This is a genomic window from Paracraurococcus lichenis (genome assembly GCF_030657435.1).
GTDB lineage: Bacteria > Pseudomonadota > Alphaproteobacteria > Acetobacterales > Acetobacteraceae > Paracraurococcus > Paracraurococcus lichenis.
The window spans coordinates 1-15,582 of the sequence record NZ_JAUTWS010000047.1; the positions used below are offsets into that span (position 1 = coordinate 1).

Sequence of the window (15,582 nt, forward strand, 5' to 3'; positions counted from 1 at the left end):
CCTTTTTTCGTGCCGCATCGGTGATGCCGCGCTGCATCTCTCCCGACGTCAAGCGCAATTTTATTTCAAGAAGAGCCTGTAAATCGGCGTAAAGAGTCGTTATTTATGTACAATCGGCAACATTTTTCTTGTCCTCCTGTTCCGGGCCGGTATTGCTGCGGCGCGATATGGAGGGTGAGGGTATGAGCCTGGCCTTGGGCATGGGAGAGCGCGGCGATGCCGCCGCGCGGGTGAGCAACGGTTATCGCTGGGCGCAATTGGCGCTCGGCGTCATCTGCATGGTGATGATCGCCAACCTGCAGTATGGCTGGACGCTCTTCGTCACCCCCATGGACCAGGCGCATGGCTGGGGCCGGCCGGCCATCCAGGTCGCCTTCACCATCTTCGTGCTGATGCAGACCTGGCTGGTCCCGGTCGAGGGCTGGCTGATCGACCGCTTCGGCCCGCGCATCGCCGTCTGCCTCGGCGGCTTCCTGGTCGGCGCCGCCTGGATCCTGAACTCCATCGCCGACAGCCTGGCGCTGCTCTATCTCGGCGCCGCGCTGGGTGGCATCGGCGCAGGCGTGGTCTATTCCGCCTCGGTCGGCAATGCGCTGAAGTGGTTCCCCGATCGCCGCGGCCTCGCCGCCGGCATCGTCGCGGGCGGCTTCGGCGGCGGCTCGGCGCTCACCGTCATCCCGATCGCCAGCATGATCGCCGAGCAGGGCTACAAGGCCGCCTTCTTCTGGTTCGGCCTCGGCCAGGGCCTCGTCGTGATGCTCGCCGCCCTCGCGCTGCGCGCGCCGGAGAGGGGCGAGACGCCGGAGGCGCCGAAGGCGGTGCAGCAGGCTCAGACCACCCGCGACTTCGCCCCGAAGGAGGTGCTGAAGACCCCGCTCTTCTGGGTGCTTTATGCCATGTTCACCATGGTCGGCGCCGGCGGCCTGATGGCGATCGCCCAGCTCGGCCCGATGGCGAAGGATTATCAGGTGGCGGGCGTGCCGGTCTCGATCCTCGGCCTGACCCTGCCGGCGCTGCAATTCGCGCTCTCGATCGACCGGGTGATGAACGGCCTGACCCGGCCCTTCTTCGGCTGGGTCTCCGACCATATCGGCCGCGAGAACACCATGTTCATCGCCTTCGCGCTCGAGGGCTTCGGCATCCTGGCGCTGATGCACTGGGCGCACGACCCCTTCCTCTTCGTGCTGCTCTCGGGCTTCGTCTTCTTCGCCTGGGGCGAGATCTACAGCCTCTTCCCCTCCATCTGCACCGATACCTACGGGCGGAAATTCGCCACGGCCAATTACGGCATGCTCTACACCGCGAAGGGCACCGCCGCGCTGCTCGTGCCGGTCTCGGCGGTGCTGCAGCAGGCGACCGGGAGCTGGGACGGGGTCTTCATCGCCGCCATCGCCGCCGACCTGACCGCCGCGGTGCTGGCCTTCTTCGTGGTCAAGCCGATGCGGCGGCGGATGGCCGGCATGCCGGCCGCCGCCGGGACCGCGCCGGCCCATGTCCCGCCCATGGCCGTCATCGCCGGCGAATCGGTCCGCTGAGGACATGACCGGGCGGGTGATGTCGCCCGCCCGCAATCTGCTCTAGAACCCCTCCAGCCATGAGACCGGGGCGCGGCGGCTGCCGCGTCCCGCCCCTGGGGCCCGGCCGGCGCGAGCGGCCGGGCCTGCCCGTATCAGGAGTCCGCCTGCGCATGTCCGCTGCCACCACCATCCCGGCCCTGCTCGAGACCGGTGCGGCCGAGAGCCCCGCCATCCGCGCGCCGGAGCGCGCGTCGCTCACCTATGCCGGGCTGCGGGCGCTGGCGGAGCGGACGGTCGCGGCGCTGAACGGCATCGGCATCGGCCGCGGCGACCGCGTCGCCATCGTGCTGCCGAACGGGCCGGAGATGGCCGCTGGCTTCGTCGCCATCGCCTGCGGCGCCACGACAGCGCCCCTGAACCCCGCCTACAAGGACGAGGAATTCGAGTTCTACCTGACCGACCTGAAGGCGAAGGCGCTGGTCATCCTGCAGGGCATGGAGAGCCCGGCGCGCGCCGTCGCCGCGCGGCTCGGCGTGCCGGTGGTGGACCTCGTCCCGGGCGAGGCGGCGGGCGCCTTCACCTTCTCGGGCGGGACCCCCGGCCGGGCGGCGCAGCCCGGCATGGCGGAGGCGGAGGACGTGGCGCTGGTGCTGCACACCTCCGGCACCACGGCGCGGCCGAAGATCGTGCCGCTGACGCACACCAATGTCACGGCATCGGCCGCCAGCATCGCCCGCACCCTGGCGCTGACGCCGGAGGATGCCTGCCTCAACGTCATGCCGCTCTTTCACATCCACGGGCTGATCGCGGCGACGCTCTCCTCGCTCTCGGCCGGCGCGGCGGTGATCTGCACGCCGGGCTTCAATGCGCTGAAGTTCTTCGGCTGGCTCGATGCCGAGCGGCCCTCCTGGTACACCGCGGTGCCGACCATGCACCAGGCGATCCTGCAGCGCGCCGAGCGCAACAGGGAGATCATCGCCCGCGCGCCGCTGCGCTTCCTCCGCAGCTCCTCGGCCAGCCTGCCGGCGCAGGCGATGAAGGACCTCTCGGCCACCTTCAACGCGCCGGTGATCGAGGCCTATGGCATGACCGAGGCCAGCCACCAGATGTGCAGCAACCCGCTGCCGCCGCGCGCCCAGAAGCCCGGGCTGGTCGGCCTGCCGGCGGGGCCGGAGGTCGCCATCATGTCGGATGACGGCCAGATCCTGCCGCAGGGCGAGATCGGCGAGGTCGTCATCCGCGGCCCGAACGTGACCAAGGGCTACGAGGCGAATCCGGAGGCGAATGCCAAGGCCTTCACCAACGGCTGGTTCCGCACCGGCGACCAGGGGATGTTCGACCGGGACGGCTACCTGCTGCTGACCGGGCGCCTCAAGGAGCTCATCAAGCGCGGCGGCGAGCAGGTGAGCCCGCTCGAGGTGGACGGCGTGCTCTCCGAGCATCCGGCGGTCGCCCAGGCGCTCACTTTCAGCATCCCGCATCCGATGCTGGGCGAGGAGGTCGGCGCCGCCGTGGTGCTGCGCGAGGGCATGACGGTGACCGAGCGCGAACTGCGCGACTTCGCGGCGAAGCACCTCGCCGACTTCAAGGTGCCGCGGAAGGTCATCTTCCTGCCGGAGATCCCGAAGGGCGCGACGGGCAAGCTGCAGCGCATCGGCCTCGCGGAGAAGCTCGGGATCACCGCCTGACGGAAGGGGCGGCCGGCGGACGACCCGTCGGCCGCGCTTCGGCCCGCGCGGCCCGGCTGCGCCGCAAGGGCCGCGCTCCCCGACGCGGGCCCCCGGCCTGCCGCAAGACGGCAGGGGCACCCCGCGAGGGCTGGCCGTGATCTCCCTGCGCCCCTCGCCGGGACGCACGACGCGCCGCGGACGGCGCACCCGGTGCAGCGGACAACACCTCCCTGTGGCATTCGCCGCGCCCTCCGGCGCAGACTGGGCGGCCCCGACGCAACGGGGTGAAAGAAACGACCTGGGGAGGTCACCATGTTCGAGAGACGCGCCGCGCTCGCGGCGCTGGCGACGGGCCTTGCCGCGCCCCGCCTGGCCCGCGCCGCCGACACCACCGGCATCACCGAGACCGAGATCCGCATCGGCAATACCGCCTCCTACAGCGGCCCCGCCTCGGCCTACGGCACCATCGCCCGCACCGAGGCGGCCTATTTCCGCATGGTCAACGACCAGGGCGGCATCGCCGGGCGGAAGATCGCCTTCCTCAGCTACGACGACGGCTACTCGCCGCCGAAGACGGTCGAGCAGGTCCGCCGCCTCGTCGAGCAGGACAAGGTCGCCTGCATTTTCCAGAACATCGGCACCGCGGCGAACAGCGCCATCGTGCGCTACCTGAACCAGCGCAAGGTGCCGCACCTCTTCGTCGGCAGCGGCGCGGACAAGTGGGGCAACTACCAGGACACGCCCTGGACCATCGGCTGGCAGCCCAGCTACCGGACCGAGGCGCAGATCTACCTGAAGATGGTGCGGCAGGAAGCGCCGCAGGCCCGCATCGCGGTGCTCTACCAGAACGACGATTTCGGCAAGGACTATCTCGTCGGGCTCCGCGACCTGCTGGGGGACCGCTACGACCAGGTCGTCCGCGCCGCCTCCTACGAGGTGACCGACCCGACCATCGACAGCCAGGTGCTGTCCCTGCAGGCGACCGGCGCCGAGGTCTTCATCAGCGCGACCACGCCGAAATTCGCCGCCCAGGCGATCCGCAAGGTCTACGACATCGGCTGGCAGCCGCGGCTGCACTTCCTCAGCAACGTCTCGATCTCGGTCGCCGCCGTCATGGTCCCGGCCGGGGCGGAGAAGGGCACGGGCGTCATCACCTCGGCCTATCTCAAGGACCCGACCGATCCCTCCTGGGCCGAGGATCCCGGCATGAACGCCTGGCGCGACTTCATGCGACGCTGGTATCCGGAAGGCGAGCTGACCGATGCGGGCAACATCTTCGGCTACGGCATCGCGGCGACCATGACCCAGGTGCTGCGGCAATGCGGCCGCGACCTGTCGCGCGAGCGGCTGATGCGCGAGGCGGCGAACCTCCGCGACCTGGAGGTCGGGGTGCTGCTGCCGGGCATCCGCATCAACACCAGCCCGACCAACTACCACCCGATCCGGCAGATGCAGCTCGCCCGCTGGACGGGCAGCACCTGGGAGCGCTTCGGCGGTGTCATCGAGGGCGCCTGACGGCGGCGGTGCTTGCGTCCCGCGCGCACCAGGGCCAAAACGCGCACGGAGACACCTGCACCATGCGCATCTGCATCTTCGGCGCCGGCGCGATCGGCGGCCTCATGGCGGCGAAGCTGGCCGCCAAAGGCGATGTTGAAGTCACCGTCATCGCCCGCGGCCCGCACCTCGCCGCCATGCAGGCCAAGGGCCTCAGGCTCGTCAGCGAGGGCCAGGAGACCGTCGTCCGCCCGCGCTGCGTCGCCTCCGCCGAGGAGGCGGGGCCGCAGGACTACGTCGTCGTCACGCTGAAGGCGCATTCGCTGCCGGGCGCGGCGCGGCAGATGCAGCCGCTGCTGCACGACGGCACCGCCATCGTCTCGGCGGTGAACGGCATCCCCTGGTGGTATTTCTACAAGCTGCCCGGGCCCTTCGAGGACCGCCGCGTCGCCAGCGTCGATCCCGACGGCAGCCTGTGGGAGCTGCTGCATCCCTCCCGCGCCATCGGCTGCATCGTCTATCCCGCGGCCGAGGTGCCGGAGCCCGGCCTCATCGAGCATACCTATGGCGACCGCTTCACCCTCGGCGAACCGGACGGCAGCCGCAGCGAGCGGGCCAATGCCCTCTCCGCCGCGCTGGTCGCGGCCGGCTTCAAGGCGCCGGTGCGTCCCAGGATCCGCGACGAGATGTGGGTCAAGCTCTGGGGCAACTTGGCCTTCAACCCGCTCTCGGCGCTGACCACCGCGACGCTCGACGTCATCACCGGCGATCCGGAGCTGAAGTCGGTCTGCCGGCAGATGATGCTGGAAGGCCAGGCGGTGGCCGAGAAGCTCGGCGTGCGCTTCGCCATCGACGTGGACAAGCGCATCGCCGGCGGTGCCGAGGTCGGCGCGCACAAGACCAGCATGCTGCAGGACCTCGAGCGCGGCCGGCCGATGGAGGTGGACGCGCTGCTCGGCAGCGTGGTGGAGCTTGCCGACATCGTGGACCTCCCGGCCCCGACCTGCCGGACGGTGCTGGCCCTGCTGCGCACCCGGGCAAGGCTGGCCGGCTGCTACTGAGCGGCCGGGGATGCGGGGCGCCGGGCGGATGGCGGAACGGTCATCCCCGGGCGAATTGCGTTCTCGGCGCGAACCGACCATCCTCGCGCCGCTGGGAGACCGGGACCGCCCAACCGCGTTGGCGGATGGATCGCGCGTCCGCACGCGAACGGGGGATGTCCGCATGACCAAGGCCCTATTGCCGCTGCTCGCGGCGCTCGCGCTCGGCGCCTGCGCCGACCAGCCGCCGGCGCCGAGCGCCAACCTGCCGCCCGATGCCGTCGTCGGCGCGGGCGATCCGCTGCGCAGCGCGGTGGCGAATACCTCCGTCGCCTTCGCCTCGCCGCGCAAGCTCGCGGGCCGGCCGGCCGACGCGGCCCAGGCGGTGGCGCAGATGGAATACCTCGCGGTCGCGATCCCGACCGATCCGCGCTACCCCTATATCTCGCCGACCGTCGGGACGCAGTTCGAGCAGGCCCGGCGGGAATGGCGCGCGGCGCTGGGCATCCCGGACGCGACCCCGCCGCAGCCCGTCATCGAGTCGCTCTACGCCGCAGCGCGCGCCGTGCGCAGCGGCCAGCCCGATGCGGCCGCGGCGGCGCTGCCCGCCACCGTCTTCCCGCAGGGCGGCCAGACCGCGATGCTGCGGCTCGCCTCCCTGCCGGACCTGCCGCTGACCAACCAGGCCGCCGTCACGGCGACCGATGCGCTGCGGCGGACGGACGGCCAGCCGCGCGGGCGCTTCTGATGCGGCGACGGGCATTGCTGCTGGCGCTGGCCGCGGCCGGCTGCGCGGAGATGCGCCAGGCGCCGCCGCCGATGCCCGTCCCGCTGCAGGCCGTGACGCCCGGGACCGCGGATCCCATCCGCGGCGCGATCGACGCCATGGCGCCCGCGCTCGCCTACAGCGCGCGCGGCCTGGCCGGCCGGCCGGCCGAGGCGGCTCAGGCGGCGGCGCAGCTCGAATTCGTCACCGCCGCCCTGCCGCGCGACCCGCGCTACGCCCCGGTGCCGGAGGCGGTGCGGCGGGACCTGCTGCTGGCGCGCGCCGAGTTGCGCGATGCGCTCGGCGTCGCGGAGGACGCGCCGCCCGAGACGGTGGTGCGCTCGCTGCTCGCCGCCGCGGCGGCGCTGCGGGCGAGGAACGAGGCGCGCGCCGCGGCCGCCCTGCCGGCGCCCATGTTCCTCCCCGGCGGCGCACGCAGCGTCGCCCGCCTCGGCGAGCTCGGGCCGCTGCCGCAGGGGGCGATCGCTAGCGCCAATATCGCGCAGGTGGTGGCGCGGCTGGATGCGACCGGCGGCTGGCCGGGCGGCACGCCCGGCGAGGTCAGCGGCCAGCTCGGCAATACCTTCGGCTTCGGCGCCGGCACCAGCATCGGCTACTGAGGCGTGCCGATGCCCGAAGGGCCGGATGGCCCGGAGGTCTGAATCGGCCCGCCCAACATACAAGGCGTGCCGATGACCGGAGGGCCGAAGGGGTCCCCACGAAGCGGCGCTTCGTGGGGTGCCCCGGATGGCCCGGAGGTCTGAATCGGCTCGCCCAACATACAAGGCGCGCCGATGACCGAAGGGCCGAAGGGGTCCCCACGAAGCGGCGCTTCGTGGGGTGCCCCGGATGGCCCGGAGGTCTGAATCGGCTCGCCCACCATGCAAGGCGGCGGCGCTCAGTCCGTCGCCATGACCTTCACGTAGCTCCCCGGCGCGTCCTCGATGGGCTTGAGCTTGCCGTAGCCGGGCAGGCGTGCCGGCACCTGCGACTTCTCGAGCGCCGTGACCCAGCGGTGCCAGTCCGGCCACCAGGACCCCGCGAGCTCGGTCGCGCCCTCGAACCAGGCCTCCGGATCGGGCGGGAGCTGTTCGTTCACCCAGTGGCTGTACTTGCCGGAATCGGGCGGGTTCACCACGCCGGCGATGTGGCCGCTCGCCGCCAGCACGAAGCGCACCGGCCCGCGATAGATCTGCGTCGCGCGGTAGGTGCTCTTCCAGGGCGCGATATGGTCCTCCCGCGTCGAGATCAGGTAGGAGGGCACCTTGATCTTCCGCAGGTCGATCTTCTGGCCCAGCAGCTCGATGGCGCCGGGCTTGATCAGGTCGTTCTGCTGGTACATCCGCCGCAGGTAGAAGCTGTGCATCCGCGCCGGCATGCGGGTGCTGTCGTCGTTCCAGTAGAGCAGGTCGAAGGGGAAGGGCTCCTGCCCAAGCAGGTAGTTGTTCACCACGAAGGACCAGATCAGGTCGTTGGCGCGGAGCATGTTGAAGGTCGTCGCCATCTCGCGGCCCTCGAGATAGCCGCGCTTCTGCATCTGCTCCTCGAGGCAGTGGAGCTGCTCCTCGTCGATGAAGACGCCGAGCTCGCCCGCCTCCTCGAAATCCGTCATGGTGACGAAGTAGGTCGCCGACTTGATGCGGGTGTCGCGCTTCGCCGCCATATGCGCGAGCGTCGTCGCCAGCAGCGTGCCGCCGAGGCAGTAGCCGATGGCATTAATCTCCCGCTCGCCCGTCGCCTTCTCGATCGCCGAGAGGGCGTCGTAGATGCCCTCCTGCATGTAGTCGTCGAAGCCCTTCTGGGCGAGCTGCTCGTCCGGATTGACCCACGAGACCACGAAGACCGTGTGGCCCTGGTCCACCGCCCAGCGGATGAAGCTGTTCCGTGGCCTGAGGTCGAGGATGTAGAACTTGTTGATCCAGGGCGGCAGGATCAGCAGCGGCCGCTTCAGCACCGTCGCGGTGGTCGGGCTGTACTGGATGAGCTGCATCAGGTCGTTCTGGTGGACGACCTTGCCGGGCGTGACCGCGATGTTCTCGCCGACCCTGAACTTGCTGTCGTCGGTCATGCGGATGCGCAGGCGCCCCTTGCCGCGCTCGAGATCCGCCAGCAGGTGCGAGAGGCCCTTCAGCAGGTTCTCCCCGCCCGTCTCCGCGGTGCGGCGCAGCACCTCCGGGTTCGTCAGCAGGAAGTTGGACGGGCTCATCGCATCGACGAATTGCCGCGTGTAGAAGTCGACCTTCTGCGCCGCCTTCGGGTCCAGCCCGTCCACGTCGCTGACCACGGTCTGGAAGAAGCGGGCGGAGAGCAGGTAGCTCTGCTTGATGAAGTCGAAGACCTCGTTCTCCCGCCAGGCCTCGTCCTTGAAGCGGCGGTCGCGCGGGTCCTCGGCGATCACCGGTGCCGGCACGTCGCCCAGCATCCGCCGCGCGGTGTTCTGCCAGAGCGTCAGGTAGTCCTGCCAGAAGCCGAGCTGGGCCTGCATCAGCCGGGCCGGATTGGCCATCAGCCGCGTCGTCATCTCGAGGAAGGCGCCGCCGATGTTGAGCGGGTCGGGCACCGCCTCGCTCTCGGCCTGGCGGCGGAGGAAATCCGTGACGATCCGCTGGCCGCGCTCCGCCACCTCCGACATGGTGCGGGTCACCAGCGCCGGGTCGGGCAGGCGGAACTGCGGGTGTTCGGGCGTCTTTTCCTGGTCCATGGCCTATCCTACCGCGCTCCCGCCTGTCCGCTCCAGACCGGTTCCAGTGATGGTCCCGTGACGACGTGTAAGCGCGTGTCGCGGCATCTTGCCGGGGACGCATTTCCGGTTGGGCGATTTTGCTCTAGAGCATATCGCCGCTGGGCGGAAACGCCGCGGTACGGTCCGGTGGTATGGAGGCCGGAGGGATGCCGTCCCCAGGGTCGGGGTGCGAGCGGGTGAGAGGGTCGGGCATGCGGGCATGGCCGGGTCGTGGCGGGGGCAGGGCAGGGCGCGGACCGTGGGCCGCGGCGGCGCTGCTCTGCGCGCTCGCCGGCTGCTCGGTGCCGGAGGAGGTGAACCCGGTCGCCATCTACAACCGCATCTCCGGCAATGACGACGCGCGGCGGCCGGCGCCGCCGGGCATGGACCTGCCCTCGCCCAACCTCGCCAGCATCCCGCCGCGGCCGGAGAGGCCGCCGCCGGAGCTGCGCAACGCCATCTCCGCCGCACTCGCCGAGGACCGCACGCGATCGCGCGAGCCGTTGCTCCTCCGCAGCATCCCGGCGCCCGGCGCCGCGGTGGGCGGCGCGCCCCGCGACCAGGTGATGCCCGCCGCGCCGCCGCCGCGCGCGTCGCTGGCGGCCGCGCCGCGGATCCCCTTGACCGAGGCGCCGGCCGGGCAGCCCACGGCCGCGCCCCGCGCCGAGCCCGGCCAGGGCGCGCCGCCGCGGCCCGGCGCGGCGCCCGCGCCCGCCCTGCCGGAGATGCCGGCCGAGGCGCCGGCCCCGCCGCCGCCCGACCTGCTCGGCGCCCCGGACCGCCCTCGCCTCTGAGCCGCAGGTTTTTCGCAGGCCATGCGCTGAATCGCTGACACCGCAGCGCAATCGGCCCTATAGGGGCGGGCCGCGCCGCCCGCGCCCGCGAAGCATGGCTTCGCCGGGTCCCGGGCCAGGGCGTGGGCCAAATGCACACGGACCCAGGTCATGACCGAGGAATTCCATCGTATCCGCCGCCTGCCCCCCTATGTCTTCGCCGAGGTGAATGCGGCGAAGGCGAAGGCGCGGGCCGCGGCAGAGGACATCGTGGACCTCGGCATGGGCAATCCCGACAGCCCGACGCCACCGCATATCGTGGCCAAGCTGGTCGAGGCGGTGCAGGACCCGCGCACCCACCGCTATTCCATGTCGAAGGGCATCCCCGGCCTGCGCAAGGCGCTCTGCGGCTACTATGCCCGCCGCTTCGGCGTGAAGCTCGATCCCGAGACGGAAGTGGTCGCCACCCTCGGCTCGAAGGAAGGGCTCGCCAACCTGGCGCAGGCCATCTCCTCGCCCGGCGACACCATCCTGGTGCCGAACCCCTCCTACCCGATCCACCAGTTCGGCTTCATCATCGCCGGCGCGACGGCGCGCAGCCTGCCCTGCACGCCGGATGACGAGATGCTGGCGGCGATCGACCGGGCGGTGCGGCATTCCGTGCCGAAGCCGACCGCGGTGATCGTCAACTTCCCCTCGAACCCGACGGCCCATCTCGCCTCGATCGAGTTCTACCGCGAGCTGGTCGCGCTCTGCCGCAAGCACGAGCTCTTCATCCTCTCCGACCTCGCCTATGCCGAGCTCTATTTCGGCGACGTGCCGCCGCCGTCGGTGCTGGAGGTCGAGGGGGCGAAGGACATCACGGTCGAGTTCACCTCGATGTCCAAGACCTACAACATGCCGGGCTGGCGCATGGGCTTCGCCGCCGGCAACCCGCGGCTGATCGCGGCGCTGGCGCGGGTGAAGAGCTACCTCGACTACGGCGCCTTCACGCCGATCCAGGTCGCCGCCGCGGCGGCGCTGAACGGGCCGCAGGATTCGGTCGCCGCCATGCGGGTGCTCTACAAGGAGCGCCGCGACCTGCTGGTGAAGGGCCTGCGCCAGGCGGGCTGGGACGTGCCCTCGCCGGAGGGGTCGATGTTCATCTGGGCGCCGATCCCGGAGAAGTTCCGCCACCTCGGCAGCGTCGAATTCTCGAAGCTCCTGCTTGCCCGCGCCAAGGTCGCGGTCGCGCCCGGCCTCGGCTTCGGCGAGCATGGCGACGGCCATGTCCGCATCGCGCTCGTCGAGAACAGCCACCGCATGCGCCAGGCGCTGCGCGGCATCCGCGCCTTCCTGCAGGGCGACAACCTCGGCCCGGCCGAGGCCGAGAAGGAAGTAGTCTCCGCATGAGCAAGCCACTTTCGATCGCGGTCGCCGGCCTGGGCACGGTCGGCGCCGGCGTCCTGAAGCTGCTCTCGGAGAATGCCGAGATCGTCGCGGCGCGTGCGGGGCGGCCGGTGGTGGTCGGCGCCGTCTCGGCCCGCGACCGCTTGCGGGACCGCGGCGTGCCGCTCTCGGCGCTGCGCTGGTACGACGACCCGGTGGCGCTGGCCGCCGATCCCGGAACGGATGTGGTGGTCGAGCTGATCGGCGGCAGCGACGGCCCGGCGCGGGCGCTGGTCGAGGCCGCGCTCGCCGCCGGCAAGCCGGTGGTCACCGCCAACAAGGCGCTGCTCGCGGTGCACGGCGCGGCGATCGCCGAACTGGCGGAGGCACGCAACGTGCCGCTCGCCTTCGAGGCCGCCGTCGCCGGCGGCATCCCGGCGATCAAGGCGCTGCGCGAGGGGCTGGCGGCGAACCGCATCCGCCGCGTCGCCGGCATCCTGAACGGCACCTGCAACTACATCCTGACCGTGATGCGCGAGCACAAGCGGGAATTCGCCGAGGTGCTGGCGGAGGCGCAGAAGCTCGGCTACGCGGAAGCGGATCCCTCCTTCGACATCGACGGGATCGATGCCGCGCACAAGCTGGCGATCCTGGCCGCGCTCGCCTTCGGCCGGCCGGTGGATTTCGCCGCTGTGCATGTCGAGGGCATCCGCGAGGTCAGCGCGCTCGACATCGCGCTCGCCGGGGAGCTCGGCTACCGCATCAAGCTGCTCGGCATCGCCGAGCGCACCGCGGCCGGCATCGCCACCCGGGTGCATCCCTGCATGGTGCCGGTCGCCGCGCCGATCGCCCGGGTGGACGGGGTCTTCAACGCCGTGGTGGCGGAGGGCGACTTCGTCGGCCGGGTGGTGCTGGAGGGCCGTGGGGCCGGGGCGGGGCCGACGGCGAGCGCCGTGGTCGCCGACCTGATCGACCTCGCGCGCGGCCGGGTCACCCCGGTCTGGGGCGCCGCCGCGGGGCTGCTGGACGGCGCGCCCGCCCTGCCGATGGAACGGCATGTCGGCGCCTACTACCTCCGCCTGATGGTCCTCGACCGTCCCGGCGTGATCGCCGATGTCACCGGCATCCTGCGCGACCATGTCATCAGCCTCGAGGCCATGCTGCAGCGCGGCAGGGCGCCGGGCGAGGCGGTGCCGGTGGTGCTGACCACGCATGACTGCGAGGAGGCCTCGATGCGCGCCGCCCTGGCCCGGCTCGCGGCGCTCGACTCCGTGCTGGAGAAGCCGGCGCTGATCCGGATCGAGCCGCTCTGACCCGCCGCCGGTCGCCGGTCCCGCTGCCCTGATCCCGGGCCGCGCCGGCCGCTTCCGGCGCGGCCCGGCTGCGTGTAGTCTCCGCCCAAGATCACGGAGGCCCACATGGCGGACTACGACGCGTCGACCCTGCTGGTCGACCGCAACCTGGCGCTCGAATTGGTCCGGGTGACGGAGGCCGCGGCGCTCGCCGCCTCCCGCTGGATCGGCCGCGGCGACAAGAACGCCGCCGACGGCGCCGCGGTGGACGCCATGCGCAAGGCCTTCGACACGGTGGCGATCAGCGGCACCGTGGTGATCGGCGAGGGCGAGATGGACGAGGCGCCGATGCTCTACATCGGCGAGAAGATCGGCCTGGGCGGGCCGGAGGTGGACATCGCCGTCGATCCGCTCGAGGGCACCTCCATCACCGCCAAGGGCGGGCCGAATGCCATCGCCACGGTCGCGCTGGCCGAGCGCGGTGGCTTCCTGCACGCCCCCGACATCTACATGGACAAGATCGCGGTCGGCCCCGGCCTGCCGGAGGGCGTCGTGCATCTCGACGCGAAGCCGGAGGAGAACCTGCGCGAGCTGGCGCGGGCCAAGAAATGCTCCATCGGCGACCTGATGGTCTGCACGCTCGACCGCGACCGGCATGCCGAGATGATCAAGGCCTGCCGCAAGGCCGGGGCGCGCATCATGCTGCTCGGCGACGGCGACGTGGCGGGCGTGATCGCGGTCTCCCAGCCCGGCACGGGCGTCGATATCTACATGGGCTCGGGCGGCGCGCCGGAGGGCGTGCTGGCGGCGGCGGCGCTGCGCTGCATCGGCGGCCAGATGCAGGGCCGCCTGCAGTTCGAGAACGAGGAGCAGGTCGCCCGCGCCCGCGAGATGGGCGTGACCGACCCGAAGCGCATCTACGGCATCTACGAGATGGCGCGCGGCAACGTCATGTTCGCGGCGACCGGCGTGACCGGCGGCCCGATGCTGCACGGCGTCAAGCGCTCGGCGACCGGGGCGGTGACGCATTCCATCATCATGCGCAGCAAGTCCGGCACCGTCCGCTACGTCGAGGGGCACCACAACTTCGCCCGCAAGCCCGCGGCCTTCGTCGCCTGAGCCGGCACCGGGCGGGGCGGCGCTGATGGACGGCAGCGCGCTGCCGGAGGCCGTGCTCGGGGTCGCGCGCAGCGTCACCGGCCGGCGCTGGGTGCGGCGGGAGGGCGATGCGCGGCTCGGCCTCGCCATCGCGCAGCGGGCGGACCTGCCCGAGCTGGTCGGGCGGCTGCTGGCCGCGCGCGGCGTGGGGCTGGAGGCGGTGACCGACTTCCTCGAGCCGACCCTGCGCGCCCTGCTGCCCGACCCTTCCGTGCTGCTCGACATGGAGGCCGCGGCGGCGCGGCTGGCGAGCGCGGTGCGGGAAGGGGAGACGGTCGCCGTCTTCGGCGACTACGACGTGGACGGCGCCTGTTCCGGCGCGCTGATGGTGCGCGCGCTGCGCCTGCTCGGCTGCGAGGTCAGCCACTACGTCCCGCACCGGCTGAACGAGGGCTATGGCCCGAACCCGGCGGCCATCCGCGCCCTCTGCGAGCGCGGCGCGACGCTGATCGTCTGCGTCGATTGCGGCGTCGCGGCGCATGAGGCGCTGGAGGCGGCGCGCGGCCAGGCCGATGTCGTGGTGCTCGACCACCACAAGTCGGAAGGGCCGGTGCCGCGCGTCGCCGCGGTGGTCAACCCGAACCGGCTCGATTGCGGCTCCGGCCTCCGGCATCTCTGCGCCGCCGCCGTCGCCTTCCTCGCCTGCGTCGCGCTGCACCGGGTGCTGCGGCGGGAGGGGCTGTTCCAGCGCCGGCCGGAGCCGCCGCTGATGGAGCTGCTCGACTTCGTCGCGCTGGCCACCGTCTGCGATGTCATGCCGCTGACGGGGGTGAACCGCGCGCTGGTCGCGCAGGGGCTGAAGGTGATGGGCAGGCGCGGCCATGCCGGCCTCGCCGCGCTGCTCGAGATCGGCCAGGTGCGCGACCTGCCGACGGCGCATTCGCTGGGCTTCGTGCTGGGGCCGCGGATCAATGCCGCCGGGCGGATCGACGAGCCGGATCTCGGCCTGCGGCTGCTGCTCTGCGACGATCCGGTCGAGGCGCGGGCCATGGCCGAGCGGCTGGACGCGGTGAACCGCCGGCGGCAGGAGGTGGAGGCCGAGGTGCTGGGCGCCGCCTTCGCCGAGGCCGAGGCGCAGCATGCCGCCGGCCATCCGGTGCTGCTGGTGAGCGGCCAGGGCTGGCATCCCGGCGTGGTCGGCATCGTCGCCGGCCGGGTGAAGGAGCGCTTCAACCGCCCGGCCTGCGTCGCCGGCGTGGCGGATGGGCTGGCCAAGGGCTCCGGCCGCTCGGTGCCCGGCCTCGACCTCGGCGGGGCTGTCATCGCGGCGCGCCAGGCCGGGCTGCTGGAGACCGGCGGCGGCCATGCCATGGCGGCCGGCTTCAGCCTGAAGATCGAGCGGTTGCCGGAGCTGCACGCCTTCCTCGACGAGCGGCTGTCGCGCGCGGGCGAGTTGCCGGGCGCGGCCGACCTGGTGGTGGAGGGGACGGTGATGGTCCCGGCCGCGACGCCGGCGCTGGCGCAGCAGGTGGCGCGGCTCTCGCCCTTCGGCGCCGGCAACGAGGAGCCGGTCTTCGCCGTGCCGCGCGCCCGCGTGGTGCGGGCGGACCGCGTGGGCAAGGAGGGCAATACTATCCGCGCCTTCATCGAGGGCGAATCGGGCGGGCGGCTGAAGGCGATCTGCTTCCGCGCCAAGGAGGGCCCTCTGGCCGAGCTGCTGCTGAGCCGGACGCGGGAGCCGGTGCATCTCTGCGGCCAGTTGCGGGCGGAACGCTGGAACGACGAGGTGAGCGCCTGCCTGCACCTGGTCGATGCCGCGCCCGTGCCGCCCGGCTATTGACC

12 protein-coding genes are annotated in these 15,582 nt (G+C 72.0%); 11 read left to right on the top strand and 1 reads right to left on the bottom strand.

The window, feature by feature from the left end; all coding sequences use genetic code 11:
• Window positions 1-182 precede the first annotated feature (182 nt).
• The 6 genes from oxlT (at window position 183) to Q7A36_RS28935 (ending at window position 7,107) form a co-directional block, all read left to right on the top strand.
• Complete coding sequence (oxlT, locus tag Q7A36_RS28910) at window positions 183-1,535, top strand: oxalate/formate MFS antiporter (protein ID WP_305107253.1); 1,353 nt, start codon at window positions 183-185, stop codon at window positions 1,533-1,535.
• A 152-nt stretch (window positions 1,536-1,687) separates the two neighbouring features.
• Window positions 1,688-3,205: an acyl--CoA ligase gene (locus tag Q7A36_RS28915; protein ID WP_305107254.1), complete on the top strand. Its 1,518-nt coding sequence runs from the start codon at window positions 1,688-1,690 to the stop codon at window positions 3,203-3,205.
• A 294-nt stretch (window positions 3,206-3,499) separates the two neighbouring features.
• A complete protein-coding gene (locus Q7A36_RS28920) occupies window positions 3,500-4,702 on the top strand; it encodes an ABC transporter substrate-binding protein (RefSeq protein WP_305107255.1) in 1,203 nt (400 codons plus the stop codon).
• A 62-nt stretch (window positions 4,703-4,764) separates the two neighbouring features.
• A complete protein-coding gene (locus Q7A36_RS28925) occupies window positions 4,765-5,742 on the top strand; it encodes a 2-dehydropantoate 2-reductase (RefSeq protein WP_305107256.1) in 978 nt (325 codons plus the stop codon).
• Between the two features lie 163 nt (window positions 5,743-5,905).
• A complete protein-coding gene (locus tag Q7A36_RS28930) occupies window positions 5,906-6,469 on the top strand; it encodes a hypothetical protein (RefSeq protein ID WP_305107257.1) in 564 nt (187 codons plus the stop codon).
• Complete coding sequence (locus Q7A36_RS28935) at window positions 6,469-7,107, top strand: hypothetical protein (protein ID WP_305107258.1); 639 nt, start codon at window positions 6,469-6,471, stop codon at window positions 7,105-7,107. Before Q7A36_RS28930 ends, Q7A36_RS28935 begins: the two co-directional genes overlap by 1 nt.
• Window positions 7,108-7,385: 278 nt before the next feature.
• On the opposite strand, the gene Q7A36_RS28940 is transcribed toward Q7A36_RS28935, so the two are convergent.
• Entirely contained in the window at window positions 7,386-9,188 is a 1,803-nt protein-coding gene (locus tag Q7A36_RS28940; RefSeq protein ID WP_305107259.1) for a PHA/PHB synthase family protein, read from the bottom strand.
• A gap of 233 nt (window positions 9,189-9,421) precedes the next feature.
• Here Q7A36_RS28940 and Q7A36_RS28945 point away from each other — a divergent pair, with 233 nt between their 5' ends.
• The 5 genes from Q7A36_RS28945 to recJ all read left to right on the top strand — a co-directional run bounded on the left by Q7A36_RS28945 (window position 9,422) and on the right by recJ (window position 15,580).
• Complete coding sequence (locus tag Q7A36_RS28945) at window positions 9,422-10,003, top strand: hypothetical protein (protein WP_305107260.1); 582 nt, start codon at window positions 9,422-9,424, stop codon at window positions 10,001-10,003.
• Between the two features lie 150 nt (window positions 10,004-10,153).
• A complete protein-coding gene (locus tag Q7A36_RS28950) occupies window positions 10,154-11,374 on the top strand; it encodes an LL-diaminopimelate aminotransferase (RefSeq protein ID WP_305107261.1) in 1,221 nt (406 codons plus the stop codon).
• Window positions 11,371-12,663 carry a homoserine dehydrogenase gene (locus Q7A36_RS28955; RefSeq protein ID WP_305107262.1) on the top strand — a complete coding sequence of 431 codons (1,293 nt, stop codon included), beginning with the start codon at window positions 11,371-11,373 and terminating at the stop codon, window positions 12,661-12,663. Before Q7A36_RS28950 ends, Q7A36_RS28955 begins: the two co-directional genes overlap by 4 nt.
• Before the next feature lie 105 nt (window positions 12,664-12,768).
• Window positions 12,769-13,761 carry a class II fructose-bisphosphatase gene (glpX, locus tag Q7A36_RS28960; protein WP_305107263.1) on the top strand — a complete coding sequence of 331 codons (993 nt, stop codon included), beginning with the start codon at window positions 12,769-12,771 and terminating at the stop codon, window positions 13,759-13,761.
• 25 nt (window positions 13,762-13,786) lie between these two features.
• Window positions 13,787-15,580 (top strand): single-stranded-DNA-specific exonuclease RecJ, encoded by a 1,794-nt coding sequence (gene recJ / locus Q7A36_RS28965; protein ID WP_305107264.1) that lies wholly within the window; start codon window positions 13,787-13,789, stop codon window positions 15,578-15,580.
• The last annotated feature ends 2 nt before the right edge of the window (window positions 15,581-15,582 follow it).

What these genes read in the sequence shown, in the direction of transcription:
- Q7A36_RS28920 (WP_305107255.1), top strand. Translation starts at nt 3,500, where the DNA reads ATGTTCGAGAGACGCGCCGCGCTCGCGGCGCTGGCGACGGGCCTTGCC.
- recJ (WP_305107264.1), top strand. Translation starts at nt 13,787, where the DNA reads ATGGACGGCAGCGCGCTGCCGGAGGCCGTGCTCGGGGTCGCGCGCAGC.
- Q7A36_RS28915 (WP_305107254.1), top strand. Translation starts at nt 1,688, where the DNA reads ATGTCCGCTGCCACCACCATCCCGGCCCTGCTCGAGACCGGTGCGGCC.
- Q7A36_RS28935 (WP_305107258.1), top strand. Translation starts at nt 6,469, where the DNA reads ATGCGGCGACGGGCATTGCTGCTGGCGCTGGCCGCGGCCGGCTGCGCG.
- Q7A36_RS28945 (WP_305107260.1), top strand. Translation starts at nt 9,422, where the DNA reads ATGCGGGCATGGCCGGGTCGTGGCGGGGGCAGGGCAGGGCGCGGACCG.
- glpX (WP_305107263.1), top strand. Translation starts at nt 12,769, where the DNA reads ATGGCGGACTACGACGCGTCGACCCTGCTGGTCGACCGCAACCTGGCG.
- Q7A36_RS28930 (WP_305107257.1), top strand. Translation starts at nt 5,906, where the DNA reads ATGACCAAGGCCCTATTGCCGCTGCTCGCGGCGCTCGCGCTCGGCGCC.
- oxlT (WP_305107253.1), top strand. Translation starts at nt 183, where the DNA reads ATGAGCCTGGCCTTGGGCATGGGAGAGCGCGGCGATGCCGCCGCGCGG.
- Q7A36_RS28950 (WP_305107261.1), top strand. Translation starts at nt 10,154, where the DNA reads ATGACCGAGGAATTCCATCGTATCCGCCGCCTGCCCCCCTATGTCTTC.
- Q7A36_RS28940 (WP_305107259.1), bottom strand. Translation starts at nt 9,188, where the DNA reads ATGGACCAGGAAAAGACGCCCGAACACCCGCAGTTCCGCCTGCCCGAC.
- Q7A36_RS28955 (WP_305107262.1), top strand. Translation starts at nt 11,371, where the DNA reads ATGAGCAAGCCACTTTCGATCGCGGTCGCCGGCCTGGGCACGGTCGGC.
- Q7A36_RS28925 (WP_305107256.1), top strand. Translation starts at nt 4,765, where the DNA reads ATGCGCATCTGCATCTTCGGCGCCGGCGCGATCGGCGGCCTCATGGCG.